Origin of the sequence: Saltatorellus ferox (assembly GCA_007751475.1) — a bacterium.
GTDB lineage: Bacteria > Planctomycetota > UBA1135 > UBA1135.
The window spans coordinates 3,897,289-3,915,621 of the sequence record CP036434.1 but is presented as its reverse complement, the minus strand read 5'-3'; the positions used below and the strand labels follow the sequence as shown (position 1 = coordinate 3,915,621).

At 63.8% G+C, this 18,333-nt stretch carries 11 protein-coding genes; 4 read left to right on the top strand and 7 right to left on the bottom strand.

All coding sequences use genetic code 11. The features are described from left to right. Positions 1-26: 26 nt before the first annotated feature. The 6 genes from Poly30_RS13975 to Poly30_RS13950 form a co-directional block, all read right to left on the bottom strand. Positions 27-926 carry a hypothetical protein gene (locus tag Poly30_RS13975; RefSeq protein ID WP_145198283.1) on the bottom strand — a complete coding sequence of 300 codons (900 nt, stop codon included), beginning with the start codon at positions 924-926 and terminating at the stop codon, positions 27-29. A 1,302-nt stretch (positions 927-2,228) separates the two neighbouring features. Continuing rightward, on the bottom strand, positions 2,229-3,797 hold the full coding sequence (locus Poly30_RS13970) for a carboxypeptidase-like regulatory domain-containing protein (RefSeq protein ID WP_419190172.1): 1,569 nt from the start codon (positions 3,795-3,797) through the stop codon (positions 2,229-2,231). Between the two features lie 1,598 nt (positions 3,798-5,395). Then, positions 5,396-5,959, bottom strand: coding sequence for a hypothetical protein (locus Poly30_RS13965; RefSeq protein ID WP_145198279.1), 564 nt, complete (start codon positions 5,957-5,959; stop codon positions 5,396-5,398). Positions 5,960-6,215: 256 nt separating this feature from the next. Next, positions 6,216-6,764: a DUF2779 domain-containing protein gene (locus Poly30_RS13960; protein ID WP_145198277.1), complete on the bottom strand. Its 549-nt coding sequence runs from the start codon at positions 6,762-6,764 to the stop codon at positions 6,216-6,218. A 1,206-nt stretch (positions 6,765-7,970) separates the two neighbouring features. Then, positions 7,971-9,953 (bottom strand): hypothetical protein, encoded by a 1,983-nt coding sequence (locus tag Poly30_RS13955; RefSeq protein ID WP_419190171.1) that lies wholly within the window; start codon positions 9,951-9,953, stop codon positions 7,971-7,973. Positions 9,954-10,189: 236 nt separating this feature from the next. Next, positions 10,190-10,777 carry a hypothetical protein gene (locus Poly30_RS13950; RefSeq protein WP_145198273.1) on the bottom strand — a complete coding sequence of 196 codons (588 nt, stop codon included), beginning with the start codon at positions 10,775-10,777 and terminating at the stop codon, positions 10,190-10,192. A gap of 256 nt (positions 10,778-11,033) precedes the next feature. Here Poly30_RS13950 and Poly30_RS13945 point away from each other — a divergent pair, with 256 nt between their 5' ends. From Poly30_RS13945 to Poly30_RS13930, 4 genes are all read left to right on the top strand, one after another. Then, entirely contained in the window at positions 11,034-12,521 is a 1,488-nt protein-coding gene (locus tag Poly30_RS13945) for a sigma-54 interaction domain-containing protein (RefSeq protein WP_419190170.1), read from the top strand. 52 nt (positions 12,522-12,573) lie between these two features. Then, positions 12,574-13,236, top strand: a complete 663-nt coding sequence (locus Poly30_RS13940) for a hypothetical protein (protein ID WP_145198269.1) — start codon at positions 12,574-12,576, stop codon at positions 13,234-13,236. Positions 13,237-13,450: 214 nt separating this feature from the next. Further along, positions 13,451-16,171, top strand: coding sequence for an AAA family ATPase (locus tag Poly30_RS13935; RefSeq protein ID WP_419190169.1), 2,721 nt, complete (start codon positions 13,451-13,453; stop codon positions 16,169-16,171). Then, positions 16,074-17,390, top strand: coding sequence for an McrC family protein (locus tag Poly30_RS13930; RefSeq protein ID WP_145198265.1), 1,317 nt, complete (start codon positions 16,074-16,076; stop codon positions 17,388-17,390). The genes Poly30_RS13935 and Poly30_RS13930 overlap by 98 nt, the downstream gene beginning before the upstream one ends. On the opposite strand, the gene Poly30_RS13925 is transcribed toward Poly30_RS13930, so the two are convergent. Further along, positions 17,380-18,294 (bottom strand): HNH endonuclease, encoded by a 915-nt coding sequence (locus Poly30_RS13925; protein WP_145198263.1) that lies wholly within the window; start codon positions 18,292-18,294, stop codon positions 17,380-17,382. The genes Poly30_RS13930 and Poly30_RS13925 overlap by 11 nt on opposite strands. Positions 18,295-18,333: the final 39 nt, after the last annotated feature.

Genomic DNA, 18,333 nt, shown 5'->3' with positions numbered 1-18,333 from the left:
GACACCAAGGGTACGTCGCAACCTGATCAGGTCATCCTGGAACACAACTTCTGGTCATACCTCCTCGGAACCTCCACCTCGCCACTCTCATCACTGGTGCCGCCAATGACCCAGGTTGTGCGGTTGGGGTTCTGGTACATGCGGTACGTGACGCCAGCGATCGGCTCCCCTTCTCGATCCTCGAACCGCAGCGTCCGCGGCCCCCGTTCGACGACGAGCGTCGCGCTGGTCCTCCCCTCAGGCTCCATCTCCACCATGCGCGTGGCCCAATCAACGGGCAGTTGCCCCTCCTCCCAGGTCACGAAATTCAGCATCGCGACAGGGCTCTGCACGGAGGTGAATTCGAAGACGCCTGGTTCAGAGGGGATGTCGCGACTCACGAACTTGTCCTCGCCGGCCTCGGTACGAAAAGCCACTCGCACCGCACAGTTCTTGTCGGCGAGCTGCTCGAGCACGTCGTCGGCGAATCGAAGGTCGACCTCGAGCGTCTGCTTGCCTCCCACCGTGATGAGCTGAACGTCTTCGGGCCCAGGAACACCGTTGTTCAGGTAGAAGACCGCGCGCCTGTCATCCGGATACCACAGCTTGAGATAGATGGGCCTCGTGTAGTCTCCGACTGGCAAGGTCGCATGTCCCTCAGAGTCGAACGAGACGGGGGTGCCTTGGTGCGTGTGCGCGATCCGAAAGCCGGACAGGTCGTCCCAGGCGTCCGTGCCAATGAGCTGAAACTGGATCGGCGTGATGGGGTTCATGTGGACGTCGCCGAGATGGAGGACACCTTCGCGGCGGAGGAGGGCTTCCTCGGCCTCATCGAGCGGTAACCACAGCTCTTCATCGAGCGTGACATGGCCGTCGTGCTCGAGGCGAAAGCGCCACTGGCCAGGCGAAAGCCCGGTCACTTCGGTGAAGCCATCCGTGTCCGTCATGCTCTCCATGGACCGCGAGTCCCATTCTTTTGGGAGATCCACTCGATTCAGTTGGAGTGCTGCGAACGGGATGGGATCGTGTGAATTCAGGTCGACCAGTCGTAGATCGAGGCCAAACGGGAACGGTCGTCCAAGCGTGACGACGAGCGGCTCCGACTCGACGGTGAAGGTCTCGATCGGTCCGATCGTCTCAGCACCAGGCTCCTGAATTGCCGCCCTGTAGTCCCCCGGCAGCAGCAACAACTCTGCCCCATCGCCGCCACACGGGTGCTCCGAGGTCGAACCGCGCGCGCCATCGGACCGGGCAAGCTTGAGTACCGGCTGAGCCCCACGTGAACTGCCGGCTCCGAGCGCATTCTTCAATCTGAAAGCCACGGCGGTACGCGCTTCGGGCCTGCCCGCTTCCAGGCCACTCGACGCGGTGACAGAGTCGCGAGCACCTGGGGCGAGGACTTCCTGAGCCGGCTGGTTCAACCCTGGACTCGGCAGCATGAACGCCCGGGAACTACCTGTCACGGCGATCGTACGAATCTCTTCTTGTGCCTCGCTATCGCCGACGTGTGCCGCCGCCGCAAAGACAGACCCTGCCACGGCCGATGTCCTCGGTCTCGCTCCGTGCTCGCCGCCGTTCCATTGGAGGAAGGCACCGACGCAAAGGACCAAGACTGCCAGCGCGCCGAGGCTGAAGAGTGGTCGCGTCATCGCTGTCTCCCGGCCGCGTCAACACTCTTTCTCCGAGTGCCACCTGCGGTCTGAGCGCCTTCAGGCGGAATGCCCGTAGCCCCTCCCCCAAACGCGGCGAGAGAATCCACTTTGGATGGCCGAGAGTCATCTCCGCCTCGGATCGGCCGCCGGTGCGGCTTCCGGATCGGCGGAATGCCGGTCCCGCTACCGCCATACATCGTCAACGCCAAGGGAGGCAAGGTCTGGCTTCCATGGGAGCTACCGGCGGCGCTCGGAAGTAGCGTCAGGATCACGAGGCAGCAGATCGGGCGAATCGAGGGCATGAGGTTCACAGGTAAGTCTCCATCAACGCGTTGAAAAAGGACTCGCTGTTGCCGGGGATCGTCCAACGCCTCCGAGCTTGGCGAGCCAATGCGGGAACACGTCGAACCTACCGGAGACGCAGGCGAGAACCCAGGCGAACTACTCTGAGCAGGGCGGAGGCCTCGCTTTCGCCCGGTTCCAGCCTTCGCCGGTGACTTTAGCACCCGCGATTCAGCTCTTCGCACTACGGACTTACGCCAAGATTTTCGACAGCCACATCTGCCGTATCGCAACGCCAGCGGCTGCAATGACATCTCAAAGCTTGGCGGGCTGATCGGCGCTCACGCGGATGACCATCGGTTCCGCAGCCCCAGTCTCCAGGGAGTAGAGGCCAACTGGCACCCGGCAGCTCCACTTTCCTGGTTCATTCTCCTCGTAGGCGACCTTTCCACTTTGGACCCACTGCTTCACTGCTACGCCCCGCTCTTGAGAAGTGAGACTTCCAAGCTTGTCGCGGGAAGAGGCGGAGACGGTACCGCGGCTGCTCAGCAGCACTACGTTCCGCCCCGGCTGAAGGTCGAGGTGCGGCAGGTCCCACCAGTGGTCCTCTGAATGAAGGTGGACTCGGATCTGGCTCCTGTCTATGAATCGGCAGGGTCCAACCCGCCCAAGGTCGTCCGAGGTGCGGTTCGTGAAGAAGCTACCAATGACGCTTCCGTGAAAGTCGAACTTCACGCCTGGTTCTGCGGACCCATCGACCGCGACATCGAGGAAGAAGTCCTTGAAGGATCCAACGACCGACGATGGCACGTCGTCCGCATCGAGATCGAACGAAAACGGGACGTCGAGCGCGTAGTTGTTGCCGTCCATATCAGCACCGGTCAGCAAGAACCCGGAACTCAATTCAGACATGAGCTCGGTCCTGCCCTGTTCATCGGTCAGGTTTCCGACGCTGAAGCCCGTGCGATCCCCGACGCGTGTGAGGCGGAAGCTGAAGTCTGCCAGCGGACTTCCAGCCGTTGTGATGAACTGGACGGGTCGCGGGGATTCTATGACCTGAAGAGCGACAAGGGTGGTCTCACCTTCTTTCAGGTCCGTGACGGTAGACGCCCACTCCACGGGCCATTCGCCGAACGTGGTGGCGAACGAGATCTCTGCCTCGGAAGCGATGACGTCGGGGAAAAAGTAAGTTCCCTCGCCGTAGACGGCTCTCCCCGAAGAGAAGCGGTCGCTGCCTTTGCCCTTGCTCGCAATCCGTAGCCAGCATTTGGAGTCGCCAATCTCTTCTCGCGCCGCCTCCGAGTAGACCAGCTCGATCTCCAGGGCCGACTCTCCTTGGACCGCCACGTGAACCACATCCCCTGTCCCGGGCTCGACGTCGTGTACGGTGCAAACCTTATGCCTGCCATCCGGGTACTTGACGATCACCTCGAGTGGCCCGGAATACCAGCCCACCTGGATCACTCCGAGACCCGTTTGGTCAATCGGGAAAGGGTTGTCCGTGTAGTTGAGCTCCGTGGTGTAGCCCTCAAACGTCTCCTCAGCAGGAGCGCCGACGAGCTGAACGGGAAGGGGACGAAATCGAGTCAAGCTCGTCCTCCCCCAGTCCTGCTCTTGCCCAGCTTCTGCGTTTAGCTCGAGCTCACGAGTCCGCGTCTCGTAGCCGTCCAGTTCGACGGTCAAGAGCCAACTCCCTCGCGCGACGGTCGAGGCGAGGAATTGCCCGTTCACGTCCGTCTCCCCGGCGACGTTGGCTGCCACTACGGTCACCGAAGCATCCCTTCGCTGGTCGAGTCGAATGCTTGCACCGACGACCGGGTCCCAGGTCTTGTCATCAACGATTTGGAGCCTGACGCTGCAGAGCTCTGGCCAAGCAAGCGTCACCTCGCATGGATTCACTTCATCCGGAATCGGTGTCGAACGCCCGTACCCGGCTCCTCGCAGCAGCAAACAGGCAGAAACATCGAGCATGGGAACACTCGCCCTGGACGTAGCTCCAGTCCAATCCAGCTGCTCAAGCTGCTCACCCGTCGACGTTCGATGGATCAGAATCGAGGCGTCCTCGAAATCCGGCTCGGCGGGGAGCGTGACGAAAGTCACTTCGCGGAGGAGCGGTGCTTCGTCATCGACGATCGCCTCGGAACTTCCTGTTGTGAAGGCGCTCTGCGAGCCCTCGGCTGCCAGCGGGAAATCCTCGAGAAGAACAGAAGCTTCGGTGCGCCGTGCCCCTTGGTCCCGAACTTCAACCATCGCGCGAAATGACGCGTTCGTGGAAGAAACGGCATCCGCATGGCCGGAAATTGAAGTTGCGTTGCCAGGGCCGCCTTCCCCGTCGGTTTCACCAGCGTTCCCTCCATCCCAGGGGACGAGCATGACTCCCGCTGCCATCAGAGCTGCACCGGCGAGCACGACGAGTCGACTTCTCTGAGTGATCATGACCACATCTTGGTTCTGGACCCTAATTCGAATCAGGGTGGGGGTCAGCCGCCTGCGGGGCCGCCGCCGCCGCTGCCCTGCAAGCGAGGGTCCCTGTCACCGGCTGTATTCGCCCTGATAGGTGGTGAACTCCCGACTCCGCCGCTTCTGTCGAAGGCGGTCGCGGAAGACCGCCACGATGGGTCCCGGATGAAGGCCGAGCCTCGCGCTTCTCCGTTGGCAGACAAGTGTAGCGCAAGGAGCGCCACACAGAATTGAGAGGCCGCACTGATCGAGCGGGCCGTTCCTGAGGACACGATCTTCATCTTCCAGCAGACCATAACCCATCGGGAAGGTTTCGCCGAGAAGCTGTCCGTTGAAGTTCCCGCTCCGCGGCACCGACCCGGGATTCTCCATACCGCCGGACGTTCATCTCGCGAACGACCCTGGAAACACGCATTATCGCTGACGGACTCTCCTCCCCAAGTGCCGCTACGAAAGGCTCCGCGGCTCCCGAGTCCCGGCGAAGAATATGGGAACGCAGGGCGCCGTTGAGAAGACCAGCGATCCGGACTGGCTCGAAGCGGCTCTTCGCAATCATGGAGTACGCGTGGAACTCCAGATCCATCCGGCGAGTGTTGGCTCCATAGAGAGCGACCCAGGTCCAGACTGCGCTCCCGATTCCCCGCTCGTCGCATTGGTCAAGCACGCGACGAACTGTGCGCTCGAATGCCCGGTACTCCCGTGACAGGAATCGGCCCGCGACTACCTCGAGGTGGGATTCCGCTCGATCGTCCAGCTCGAGCTGGCTGTCGAAGTCCGGTGTCTTGAGGCGATGCGACCGCTGATTGTTGGCCAGCGCACCTCCGCTCGTTTCACGTTCATGACCCCACACCTGCGCATGTCGAGGTCCTCCATCGAGGAGGTACAATCCTGCGCGAGGATGCCGATGCATGAAGCGTCTCGCGGCGACGCGCGATCTTGCCGCCAAGATCTCTCGCGGCATCGACCTGCGAAGGTCTTGGCACCCCGAGTTCACTGCATCCGCAAGGGCCAGATCGAGTTCGCTAGGAAGCTCCATCACCTTCAGGGGCAGAATAGAGGAGACGGAGCAATCTGCGCAATGCTGTGGGGGGCGCCTCTAGTTCGACCTCGCGATCGAAAGCGTCGATCTCCTTGGATAGCCAGCGGAACGAAGGCGACTCCTCGAGCATCATCAAGGCTCCCAGGCGGGATCCCTCGCGCATGCCATGGAAGGACCTGATGAGTTCGTGGACCATCTCGTCGTCGACTCCGAAGGAGGCCGCAACGGAGGCTTCGAATTCACGCACCTCGTCTTGCTTCCAGCCTTCCGGCTCACGCGCATAGGATTCACAGGAATCCCCTACCGCGCCCCGCCAAGCCTGAAGGACCTCGGCAACCGACGTTTCTGCTGTGTGAATCGCCGCGACTTGCACAAGGCTCGCAGTGATCAGCGGACCAACGGGGACGAGAGCACCTCGATTGAAAACGATCTGCCTGACCGACTCTTCAAGCAGCTCACTGTGCCCTTGTTGATGGCGCCAGCCATCCGGGTCACGAAGGCACGTGGCGATTGCATTCGCGACCTCCGAAGAAGATGGGTTGCTCATCTCTTCGAAGCTACCCCGAGCTACGAGAACCCGCAACGGAGTGCTCGAAGATCCGGATCGTGGAAGGCCGGCGACGACCTCAGTCCGATCTCTCGGGCTTTGAAAGGCGGAAAGCGTCGCCGTCTTCATGAGGGGGAGAGTCCCACTCGTGGGAATTCAGCGGTTTGCGGACCGGACCTGTAACGCCACGGTGGCGTCGGGCCCCCTTGGAGGGATCCTTGGGAGCTGTTCCCCGAGTGGTGCGAGCAGCGTCCGCTTAGGCTGTCCTGATACGCAAGTGCGTGACGATGCTGTGCATCAGCTCCGCGTCCAGGCCGCAGTACTCCAGCAGGTTCGCTCGGATCTCCTCCCGTTCCTTCGGGTTCACTTCAGGGCTCACGTCGGGGCGCAGCGCTCGGCGCCACTCCGCCACCGCCAGCATTCCGTTTCCGATGGCGAGGCCTTCGTAGCCTCGGCCCGTCAGGGCGGGTGCCAGCTTTTTGATCGAGTAGGAGGACATCTGGTCCGGGTGGTAGTAGCCCGCCCTTGCGATCTTCTCGGTGTCGACGAAGCGTGGGATCAGCGCCAGCAGGCGCTCCGTGACGTCTCCGCCCAGACGCCTCGCGATCTGCTTCAGCACCGTCGTCTCCGCGTCCTGGTGGTGCGCGACCAGGTGACCGGTCGGTGGCAGGGCGTCCAGCAGGGACTCTGCGAACGCTCGACTCGGACCTGCTGTCGTGAGCTCCAGGAAGGAGCGCTCCTCCCCCAGCCCCCCCACCACACTCTTCCTCGATCGCCAGCGCCCACTGGAACGGCACGCGATCATAGGGGCGCATTCCAGGATGCCGCGGGATCGCCATCGTCGGGTCGAACTCTAAGTCCACGAACGACAGGGGCCACTCGAGCTCGTCGAGCTTCTCCCGCAAGGGCACGTGGTCCACGACCTCATCGCGGGTCTGCACGCCCTCGATCACCCGGCGCTGGGTCTCCGTCCACTTCGCCGCGGGATCGTTCGGGTCGAGGTCCTCGATCTTCAGGCCAGGCGTCCCCGTGACGAGCGCGATCTTCCCCCCCGCCAGGTTCGGCAGGCTCCCCGCCCAGAACACCGGAAGCTCGCGGCCGCAGACACCGTGGGGCAGGAAGTGCCCGCAGTCGCTGGGGCGATTGCCTGCAGCCACCTTCCGGCCACCCTTGCAGCGCGGTCCCGGCAGCTCCGTCGGCATCGTGGACCCACGCAGCATGGACTGCTGTGCCGCGACCTCTTCCGCCACACGAGCCGCCAGCGCTGCGACCTCCGCCGAACGATCCAGCCGGATGAGCACCTCCTCGGCCCGCACGGGCCCCCCACCGCGGACGTACTCCTTCCGAAGCAGGATCAAACCGGCCCCGATGACCACGTTCCCGGCTTCCCTGGCCACATGCACCTGGTAGGCGAGGTCCCAGTCGTACAGCGGGTTCGCCCTGGCCTCGTCGTCATCGCCCTCGGCCTCGTAGGTCGACGACTTGACCTCCCACAGGTAGAGGCCTTCGGCCCGCACCTCGACGATGTCCGAGATCGCCGCGAGACCATCGGCCTCGAAGTGCGCCTGGAGCACGGCCTGCGCTTCCGCCAGCGCGCGCTTCGTTCCCTCGACGCCCACGTAAGGAGTTGTGGCTTCGCCTTCGCGACAGACCCGCAAGGCGCCGGGAAAGAGCTCGGCCGCGAGCGACTCAACCTCGCGGCTGGCTTCGATCTGCAGTGCGAGAACCGCAGCCTCCGTCACCGCGGGTTCGACCACCCCATGGTGGCCAAGCCACTGTCGGCGCGGGCACTGGCGGCCGAGGAGATAGCTGGTCTTGGTGATCGAGCGATGCACGGAGGCATCGTGGGCCAGGGCCATGGGCGAGCGAGAAGCAGACGAGCGGTTCGACAAGAAACAGGAAAACGCAGCGCGTGTTTGGTGTACCCCGGCTGGCAGGCACGATGGGGCCACGCGCTGCGAAACTCATTCATCGGGCCAGAGCTGCGCTCCGGCCCGATGGCATCGCCACCCTATTGGAAGGTGAAGATGATGCTGTCGGTGAAGGTGGACGTCAGCGCGCCCCCGAACGAATCGCGGTGCCAGAGCTGCCAGTACCACGTCTCGCCCGCGGTGGCCGTGATGAGCCCGCTCGGTGACGGGATCGCCGTCAGGTCGATCGGAAGAAGCGCGCCACCGGTCTGCATCGTGTTGAAGATGTTCCCGTAGTCACGCCCCACCGAGCCACCCACGCAGCGGAAGCCCGCAGCGCCCGGGGGGATCACCTGGGCCGACATCCGGCTCACGATCGGGTAGCCGAAGGTGTTAAGCGGAATGTCGCTCGCCACCAGCACGATGTCGTTCGCGAGAGCGGTCTCGATGCCGAACGCGGTCAAGCCGCCGACCACTCCGGTCGAGTTGTTGATCGTCTGGCAGCCGGGGTTGAACCCGACGCTCTCACATCCGTCAGGCACGAGGTTGCCGTTGACGTCCGGCTCGGTCCCATCGGCGATATCGCAGACGTCGAGCCGCTGGTTCGAGTTGCAGTCGAGCCCGGGGTTCGTCGAGATCTCGCACGTGTCGAGCACTCCGTTCGAGTCGCAGTCGAGGAACGACTGCGCGGCGATCTCGCAGCTGTCGAGGACCCAGTTCGCGTTGCAGTCGACGCCGGTCCCCGCGGCGATCTCGCACGTGTCCAGGAGCCCGTTGCTGTCGCAGTCCAGACCTGGCGTGGTAGCGATCTCGCAGAAGTCATTCAGCCCGTTCGCGTTGCAGTCCTCGAAATCGAGGTCGTAGACGAACGCCGCGCCAGATACGGGAATACTCGTGCTTCGCGTCGGTGCGCCGACGAGGAGAGCGTCCCCGATCAGGCCCACATCGGTCCCGAAGCCGTCACCGTTCATGTGGTTCAGCCCGAGGATCGTCTGCTCATAGGTCCACTGATTCGCCACTCGTACGTAGGTGTGAACGGCGCCGCCGCCGCCAATCTCGGCTACAGCGATCCGGCCCGGGGCCAGGGTCACGGCGCGGCCGAAGTTTCCATTGGAGATCGGCGTGGGCGATCCCAGTTCGGCTTCTTGTCCGTAGCTGCCATTGCCCTGGTCCCGGAACACGAAGGCCGAGCCGCTCCTGCCGCTGGAGGCGCCGTTGTTGATGCCCTCGGCGCCCACGACGAGAACACCGCCGACGAGCTTGACCGCGACGCCGAAGAAGGCGCTGGACTGGCTCACGGGTGGGACCACCTTGGCGTACTGGTTCCACGTGGAGTTCGGCTGTCGTTCGAACACGTACGCCGAGCCCTCGTTGTTCGCGATCGCTCCGTCGAAGACCGCCCCCACCGCGCAGATGCTGCCGGAGAGGGAGACCGAGGTGCCGAAGAACCCGTTGGCGGTCACCGGGTTCGGTCCGACGCGATCTTCGAAGACGACCGAGCCGCCGCCAGCGCGATAGAAGTACGCGGCACCTGCGCTCGGACCGAAGAAGCTGCTCCGGATGGCGCTGATCGCCAGGCGGGTGCCGGAGACGGAGACGCTGTGGCCAAACCGCGACTCCTGCGATTGCGAGAGCTCGAGGATGGTGTCCGTCAGCGTCCACGCGCCGCCGATTCTGCGATACAGGTAGGTGCGGCCGGAATTGACCGCGCCGCTGTCCTCGAAGGGGGCGCCGACGAGGAGCAGGTCGCCCTCGATGGCCACGTCGTAGCCGAACTGGCCCTCGGGCTCCGGGTTCGGCGAGAAGAGCGTGGTCGTCAGCGACCACTCGCCGCCCGATTGCTCGAAGAGGGAGACGCTTCCAGCACCGTTGGTGCCGGGCGCCGAGAGGCCGCCGCTGGCGAACGGCGAGCCTATGGCCGCGAGGGTCCCTGAGAGGCTGACCGAAGATCCGGCCTGGGCGCTGACCTCAGGGAAACCGGGGATCAGTTCCGTATCGCAGAACTGTGCGTGCGCGGGCGCCGCAGTGAAGAGCGTGAGGGCGAGGGCGGCAGGCAAGGCCGTCAAAGAAAGTCTCGAAAACATGGATGGGTTGGGAGATAGGCAGGCGCTCGAAGGCGCATCAAACAGGACGAAGCGAAAGGTGAACGTGTGCGAGGGACTCGAGCCACGCATGAGTGGAGCGACGCACGCCGCCGTTTCGCGGACAAACCGAGCGGCGCACGATGCGGCCGCCAAACGGTTGCAAAAAACTTCTACGAGAGAGCTCCGCGCGCGTGCTGCGTCGAACGCACAGTCACGCCGGGGCCACTCAACTCCCGTCAGAAGGAGAACCCGATCGCGAACGTCAGGTAATCGACGTCGATCTCGACGCCTTCGATCTCGGCATCGCTGCCGAACCGCTTCCTGACGTCGAACACGATCTCCAGGGATTCGGAAGCGCGGACCGAGAGTCCACCGTGAAGGTAGAAGCCGAGGACGGTGTCGTCGGCCGAGGCGGAGGAGAAGCCGTTCGACAGCTCGATCTCTCCGTAGGTGAGGACGCCGCCGGCTCCAAAGAAGGGGCGAGCGTTGCCCGTGGTGCTCTGGATCCGGCCGCCGAGGTACGCTTCGAGCAGCGTGGCGTCGAGGGTGAGGCCGCCGAGGTCTTCGCTGGCGTAGGAGCCGTTGAACCCGAACTCGGGACCGAAGTTCGCCTGTGTGGAGATCGACGAGTACTCGGCACCCAGGAGGAACTGATCTTCGACAGGAGCCCACTCGGACTCTTCGAGCTGGCGCTGGCCCACGAGCACCGTGGTCTTGGAGATTCGATCGGGCAGCACGGCGCCGCCCGCCGGCGGCGGGCCCGCCTGGCAGGAGACGAGGCTGAGGAGGAGGGCGAGAAAGGCGGCGAGGTTCGGTCGTGGCATGAAGGGGGGCAGGCTGGGAGATAGGAAAACGCGGCGCGCGGGCAAGATCCCCACCGAGGCAGTTAGCAGTGGGGCCACGCGCCGCGTGCTTGCTTTGTCCTCCCAGGCAAGGGGTGTGCCAGTGCGGGGCGGTACGCTCGAAATCGCGATTCTGAACCTTTACTCACGGTTGCGAGCACGATGTCGCAGCGCGCTTTCCCTACCCCGTATCCCTTCTTCCGGATCATCATCCGGATTCCCGATAACATTCCCGCGCATGGGAAACCTCCTCCTCGCCTGGGCCGCCAAGGAAGACCTCGCCGCCCTCGAAGATCCCGATCCCGCCGAACTCGGCCCCACGCTCAGAGCGTCGAAGGACCTCGCCATGGAGCAGGTCGTGCTCCTCACGAACGCGACCTCGAAAGCTGACCTCGAGCGCCTCGACCTCTACGCCACCTGGCTGGCCGCCGAGTCCGGCGCCAAAGTCGAGATCGCCCCCGTCACGCTCGCGGACCCGAGCGACCACGTCGGGATCCTCGATACGGCCACCGACTGCGTGGAAGCTTTGCAGCGCAAGGACCCGACCGCGGACCTCCACTTTCTCCTCAGCGCGGGCACGCCAGCGATGCACGCGGTCTGGCTCCTGCTCGCGAAGTCGCGCTTCCACGCGCGCCTCGTGAAGTGCTCGATCGAGTCCGGCACCACCGTCGTGGACCTGCCCTTCGAGATCTCCACCGACTTCGCCACGGGCCTCCTGGAGCGGTCGGACCAGCGCCTGGTCCGCCTCACCCAGGGCCTCACCCCGAACCAGCCAGCCTTCGCCCAGATCATCGGATCCTCCAGGCCGATGAACGAGGCGATCGCCCTGGCGACGCGCCTCGCCCCCCGAAACGTGCCGGTCCTGATCCTCGGCGAGTCGGGCACGGGCAAGGAGCTTTTCGCGCGCGCGATCCACGCCGCGAGCCGCCGTGCCGAGGGCCCATTCCTCGCCCTCAACTGTGGCGCCATCCCCTCCGAACTCATCGACGCGCGCCTCTTCGGGCACGCGAAGGGCGCGTTCACGGGCGCCACCTCCGAGAGGCCGGGAGTCTTCGAGGAGGCGAACGGTGGAACGCTCCTCCTGGACGAGATCGGGGAGCTGCCCCTGGAGGCCCAGGTCCGTCTCCTGCGAACCCTGCAGGAGGGGGAGGTCACGCGAGTGGGAGAGCACGCGCCCCGCGAGGTCGATGTGCGGGTGGTCGCAGCCACCCACGTCGACCTCTTCGAGGCCGTCGACAACGGAGGCTTCCGCCGCGACCTCCTCTACCGCCTCGCCGTGGGGATCCTTCGCCTACCCGCGCTGCGAGAGCGCGGCAAGGACCTGCACGAGCTCATCGACGCCCTCTTCACGGAGGTCCAGACAGAACTCAACCTCGAGCCGGACTTCGAACCCCGAACCCTCGCCAAGAACGCACGCGCGCGCCTCGTCGGCCATCCGTGGCCAGGGAACGTCCGCGAGCTCCGAACCACGCTGGTGCGCGCGGCGATCTACGCCTCGGGAGAAAAGATCACCCTCCGCGACGTGGAGGACTCCCTCCTCCCCCTACCGAGCAGCTCCACGTCGGGAATCCTGGACCGCCCCTTCAACGACGCCTTCGATGTGAAGGAGCTGCAGACGGAGCTCCGTTCGCACTACGTGAAGAGGGCACTTGCGGAGACGAACGGCAACAAGTCCCAGGCGGCGAAACTGATGAACGTGAAGCCGCAGACCTTCCAGGATTGGTAGCTTTCCACCTCGCCCCCACCGCGGGCCAACCACAAAGCCCTGCCCACCACCCATGCCACAATCTTTGGCGATCGCCGAACCGCTCTCCTCCATCGAACTCCATGCCGCGTGGGCGCCGACCAAGGCGAAGCTGGTGAAGGAGGACCGCGACGAGCCCCTGAGAATCCGAGTGCATCGCGCGTGCAAGGCCCTGAAGCAAGCGGAGCGGATCGAAGCCTCGTCGAAGTCGAGGAGCGCGACGGACGCAGCGCTCGTCTTCCGCTGGGTCGCGCTGAACTCCCTCTACGGCCGCTGGAACTCCGAGTACGGTTCACCGATGAAGGACCGAATCGCCCTGGACCACTTCACGACGCAGGCGTGCCAGGTGGACCAAGCGGGCCGAATCGCCGCCTCCCTCGAGACCCTCACCCATGAGGCGAAGGAACTTCTCGAGAGCCCCTTCCTGATCTCCCACTTCTGGCGCAGCGGCGAGTGGGACAACGTCCGCCCCAACCGAGGCCTCTCCGCGAAGTTCCGCAACGAGTTGCTGGAGGGCCGCCCCTCAGCCGCCGTCCACCGCCTGCTGATCGCGGTCTACTTCCTGCGCTGCCAGATCATCCACGGCGGAGCGACCCTCGGCAGCGGAATGAACCGAGTGACGGTGGAGCCGGCGGCCAGAGTGGTCCGCCTACTGTCGAGCCAGCTCGTCGCCGTGGTGGTCGATCACGGCTTGTAGATGGAGTGGGGCGAACTGTGCTATCCCCCGGTGCGGGAGGCTTGATTCGACCCGGCGGCGCTGCTGAAGTGCCACTCCCAGGTACGGCTGCTGCCCACAGTCACCTTAGCGCGAGAAGGTCATGTCAACGACGTGTTCCGCATGCTCGTCATCGTTGTCAGCCGATAGCTCGGCCGCGACAGGTGTTGACCACTCCATCCCCACGAGTTCAAGAATGAGCCAAGTCCGAAGAGCCTCTGACCCCGACTACGCATCGGTCTACGAAGTGGCAACACGCTGGAGGAATACGTCGCTGCTGGAAGGACGCTCCCTGTTCGATGGGTCGGTCAAAAGCTGGTCCACCTCAACGGCGAGCTCGCTGCGCCAGCGGATCGTCGACAATCCTGACGAGTCGACGGGAACGTTCGTGGAGAAGCTCAAAGAGCAGATGGCAGGCGCGAACCAGGCGGAGACGTTGCTGCTGGCAGAGCTCGTCTACATCCATCTGCTGGTGCTGAACAATGTTGGATTGGAGACGAAGCTGTCGATCCTCAATAGCATCGGAATGCTCGCTCCTGCGCCGTTCGAGGTGCCTGACGAACTCTTGGCGCCGCTCTCCACCGGTCTCGTCAACGGAGGGGTGGGCTACAACAGCAACCGCTTCTACCTCGTCGCGTTCCTCCTTGAGTTTGCAGAGAGCTGGTGCGCGCTTCCACAGGAGGAGCGTGCGGCGCTCCTCGAAGATCCGTGGGGTTTCAAGAAGCTCCTCGTGGGTCTTCCGCAAGAGCGGGCAGCCGCCCAGCGCAATGCGCTGCAGTTCTTGCTCTTCCCCATGATCTTCGAAGACATGGTCTCGCCGGATCACAAGGCGCGCGTTGTGGCGGCCTATGCGGACGAAGCCTCGGATGATCCTGATATCGACCGCCAGCTGCTGTCGATTCGTGAAGCCCTCAAGGGGCGCTTGAGGGACGACTTCACCTGGTACGCAGAGGACGTGCGATCCACGTGGGACCACGACAAGCAAGCCGCGAAGCCTCTCGCGCAGGCCCCGTCGGATTCACACCTGACGAGGCTCGAGGGCGCATTCGAGGACTCTGAAGGGCTCAAGATCTTTGCCGCCACGGTGGCCCTTGGGATCGCGACGGCACACGCTGTCGACGAGGCATCTTGGTCGATCTCGCAGTCTGGATCCGGAAGTGGCCTATCGCTGAACGTTGGGCCCAACCGCGCGATCTCAATCGGCAAGCGAGGATGGAGCCTGATGGCCGTGGGCGAGCCGACAAGGGTGCAGGCGCGCCTTGCCAGGGTGGGTGTAGAAACCACTGCAAGACCGTTTTCATTTCCAGATGATGTCTCGCTCTACAAGTCGGTTGATCCAGGAGCTCTCGCACCTGCGATCGATGTGCTCAAGGAGGAGTACGTTGCAGCCATTCGGGCCTCGGCGGTGAGGAAGACCCCCTACAGGAGGTCCTTCAGTGAATCGGCACTCGAGGCAATCGAGAAGCTCACCGGTGAGAGGCTCCCTCGCCCATCGCGTCGAGCCACCTCCGGTGGAGCAGCCTGGATCGTCCGCGTCAAGATCGACGGCCAAGACGCGACGCGTGAGACACTCGAGAGTGGAAAGACGCGGATCTTCTGGTCGGTGAACGTGCCGCCTGGCTCCACTGTCGACGTCGTGAAAGCCGGCTTGCTCGCCACCTATCCGGAGCTCTCCAACCATCAGCTTGGGAACCAAGCGGGCAGCATCCACCGATTCATCACCAGGATGCAGGTTGGCGACCTCGTCCTGATGCCGAGCGGTGCGGGCCTCTTCTTGGGAACCGTCCAGAGCGAGGCGACGTTTGATCCAGACCTGGATGAGTGGAGCCGCGAGGTGGACTGGGCCAACGCGGATGCGCCGATCAGTCGAAGTGACGTGAGTCCCGCTCTGTACTCGCGGCTGCGAACGCTCCTGACGGTGACTGAGATCACGCCCCTCATTGAGGAGATCGAGAGCTTGCTCGAGGCCACCGATGACGGTCCCGTGGCCCTCGAACCGGCCTCCATCGCCGAACCCAGGCTTCGGAAGATCGACTCCGACCTCGCGGCAGGATGGATGCTCGATCGCGCATGGCTCGACGAGATCGTGGAGATGCTCTCGGCCAAGAAGCAGCTGATCTTCTACGGTCCACCAGGGACAGGAAAGACGTACCTCGCCCAGAGGATCGCGGAGCACCTGACAGCGGATGGAGGCAACTACCGCCTGGTTCAGTTTCACCCGTCGTACTCCTACGAGGACTTCATCGAGGGATTCCGCCCGCAGGTGAACGACCAGGGCGAGATGTCCTACGTCTTGAAGCCTGGTCCTCTCAAGGAGATCGCGGACGCCGCGCGCGAGGACCCCGGCAACCCGTACCTTCTCCTGATCGACGAGATCAACCGAGGCAATCTCGCGAAGATCTTCGGAGAGCTCTACTTCCTGCTCGAGTACCGGGAGCAGAGCCTCGTGCTTCAGTATGGATCTGGAACCGATGACGAGTTCTCACTCCCCAAGAACCTCTACGTGATCGGGACGATGAACACCGCAGACAGGTCCATCGCGCTCGTCGATGCGGCGATCCGTCGGCGCTTCTTCTTCGTCGAGTTCTCGCCGACCGAGCCGCCGATTTCCGACCTCTTGAGGAAGTGGCTGGCCGTGCATCGAATGAGTGACCTGCCTGCGCGATTGCTGGACGAGCTGAATCGGCGCCTGGACGACACCGACTACGCGGTCGGCCCCTCCTACCTGATGCACCCGAACGTGGACCAGGCACCTGAGCTCGAGCGCACCTGGAAGCACGCGATCATGCCGCTCTTGGCCGAGCACTTCTACGGCAAGCGTGGGGCTACCGACCGCTTCTCGATCGCCGAACTCAGGGGGTCGATCGAACCTCCTCCCGCTGAGCTCGATCCGACTTCCTCAGACGCTGAAGATTAGATCGATGCCCGTGACGTTGCAGTCCGAGACGATCGAAGAGCACAGCTCCCGCGAGCTGGAGCTCCCCGATCGCGTCGCCCTACAGATGCACGCCGATGGTCACGTGAGGATTGCCCCTGCGCCTGGGGGGCGTTACGTGGTCCGCGCGCGGCACAAGGTCGGAGTGATTCGTTACGGCGACCTCGAGCTGAGGATTGTCCCCAAGGTGCCGATCGCAAGGGTGCTCTACATGGCCACCTTCATGTCGGGGGCGAAGGCCTGGGAGGAGACGGAGACCCTGCTGACCGAGGCCGACGACCCCTGGTCCGCGCTACTCCATGCGTTTACGTGGCATGGTGAAGCCGCGCTGTCTCCGACGCCCATCCAGGGATACGTGACGAAGGAGTGCGCCGAAGCCCACCTCCGAGGGCGCGTCCTCTTCGAGCGCCAGATCGCTCGTCGCCCGGGCATCTTGATTCCGAACGAGCTGCGCTACGAAGAGTACGAGATCAACATCATCGAGAACCAGGTGCTCAAGGCAGCGATCATGATCGCAGAGCACATGGAGGCGAGCCCATCATGGATCGCGCGACTTCGGCACCTCCGCCACCGCCTCGACGGCGTAGAGCCATGGCGAAGAGGCGTAGTCGTCCCTCCGATTCTCGAAACCAGGATCAATCAGCGCTACAGCCCAGCCCTGGCGCTCGCGCGGCTCCTGCTGGACCAGAGATCCCTAGAGTTCCCCGACGCCAAAGCTCCCGGCCTCGGGTTTCTCTTCAACATGAACCACGTCTTCGAGTCGTTCCTCGCCCAGCGATTGGCCAAGGTCCTCGAATCCTACGGTGGTCGCGTAGAAGCGCAGCACGTCACCCATCTGGATGTGGCAGGGAGGATCGCGATGAGGCCGGACATCACATGGTGGAACGAAGGCCGGTGCCTGGCGGTCCTCGATGCGAAGTACAAGCGGGCGAATCATGCCGACTTCCCCAATGCGGACGCCTACCAAATGCTCGCCTACTGCACGCGCCTGGGACTGACCAGCGGCTGGCTCGTCTACGCCGATCTCGGAGACGGTGTCCCGGTAGATCACGTGGTTCGACAGGCAGGGATCTCCATCAACGTCGTCAGCTTGGCGCTCGGTGGGACGCTTAGAGAACTCCACACCAGCGTGGCAAGGCTTGCAAGAGCGGTGCGTGAGAGTCTGCGAAGTGACGCGGACCGCTCCTTGGTCAGCCCTTGAAACACTGCGCTCGGTGCCATGCCAAGTACGACTGATGCGGGTGAAGGCTTGAGTCCTCTGGAAGCAGCAGCTTGCGGGCAGGGTTGATCAAACGCTCGACGGCTTCGGCGGCCACGGAGTCAGGCGCCAGCAGAATCGTGTAGTCGGGGGCCACCGAGATCAGGCCTCGGTCAAACATCCAGTGGATCGTCCCTGACAAGGCGAGCCCGTTGCGTACCGTGTCTGGCCCGTTTGAAGCTACGGGGATGATGTGTGCGGCCTCGACTTCGGGTCGGCCACCACCATTCCGGAGTTCGAGACCAGAGATGGCGCAGCGGGAGCGGTAGGCGGCTTTCACCGTCCTCGCAAAACTCTGGTCCCGGAAAGCACGCGAAGTGAGAATGCGCGTTCTTTCATCGAACGGCAGCGCGTCGACCCCACGCGCGTCGTTGCCGTCGTGGGATGGCCAGGAGCGGCTTTCCAATTCAGGGTAGGCGCCGTCACGGGGCAATGCGTCGGGTGTGATGGTCGGCTGGAGTCCAGTTCGAATGATATCCGCGAAGTCGTCTTCAGAGATGAGGCGGACCGCGCTCGTGTTGTTGCCACCCATCGCTGGAAGCGTGCTCTCGTACCGTGTGCCATCGGCTCGCGTTCGCGGGACGTTCGTCTCGAAGTCCAGCAGAGTACCGCGATCCAGGATTGCGTAGGCATGCCCCGCGTCTGACGGGTCGGACTCGATGCCTACGACGCGCTGCGTTGCGTAGTAGCCGCGGTTGCCGCCGCGCCGTCCCTCGTAGAACACGACCCAATCGTTCATCGTTCGCTCGACGACGCTGAGGTAGTTGCTCTTCGGAAAGTGGTAGCGCTCGCCGTGCTCGTCCTTCCAATCTGAATGCGACGAAGCGATGAAGACCGCCTTGCTCATCTCCTTACCTCCAACCCGCGTCCTTGGCGAGTCCATCAG

Coding starts and splice junctions, on each gene's coding strand:
- Poly30_RS13975 (WP_145198283.1), bottom strand. CDS start 926: ATGACGGACACGGATGGCTTCACCGAAGTGACCGGGCTTTCGCCTGGC.
- Poly30_RS13965 (WP_145198279.1), bottom strand. CDS start 5,959: ATGAGCAACCCATCTTCTTCGGAGGTCGCGAATGCAATCGCCACGTGC.
- Poly30_RS13960 (WP_145198277.1), bottom strand. CDS start 6,764: ATGATCGCGTGCCGTTCCAGTGGGCGCTGGCGATCGAGGAAGAGTGTG.
- Poly30_RS13955 (WP_419190171.1), bottom strand. CDS start 9,953: ATGTTTTCGAGACTTTCTTTGACGGCCTTGCCTGCCGCCCTCGCCCTC.
- Poly30_RS13950 (WP_145198273.1), bottom strand. CDS start 10,777: ATGCCACGACCGAACCTCGCCGCCTTTCTCGCCCTCCTCCTCAGCCTC.
- Poly30_RS13945 (WP_419190170.1), top strand. CDS start 11,034: ATGGGAAACCTCCTCCTCGCCTGGGCCGCCAAGGAAGACCTCGCCGCC.
- Poly30_RS13940 (WP_145198269.1), top strand. CDS start 12,574: ATGCCACAATCTTTGGCGATCGCCGAACCGCTCTCCTCCATCGAACTC.
- Poly30_RS13935 (WP_419190169.1), top strand. CDS start 13,451: ATGAGCCAAGTCCGAAGAGCCTCTGACCCCGACTACGCATCGGTCTAC.
- Poly30_RS13925 (WP_145198263.1), bottom strand. CDS start 18,294: ATGAGCAAGGCGGTCTTCATCGCTTCGTCGCATTCAGATTGGAAGGAC.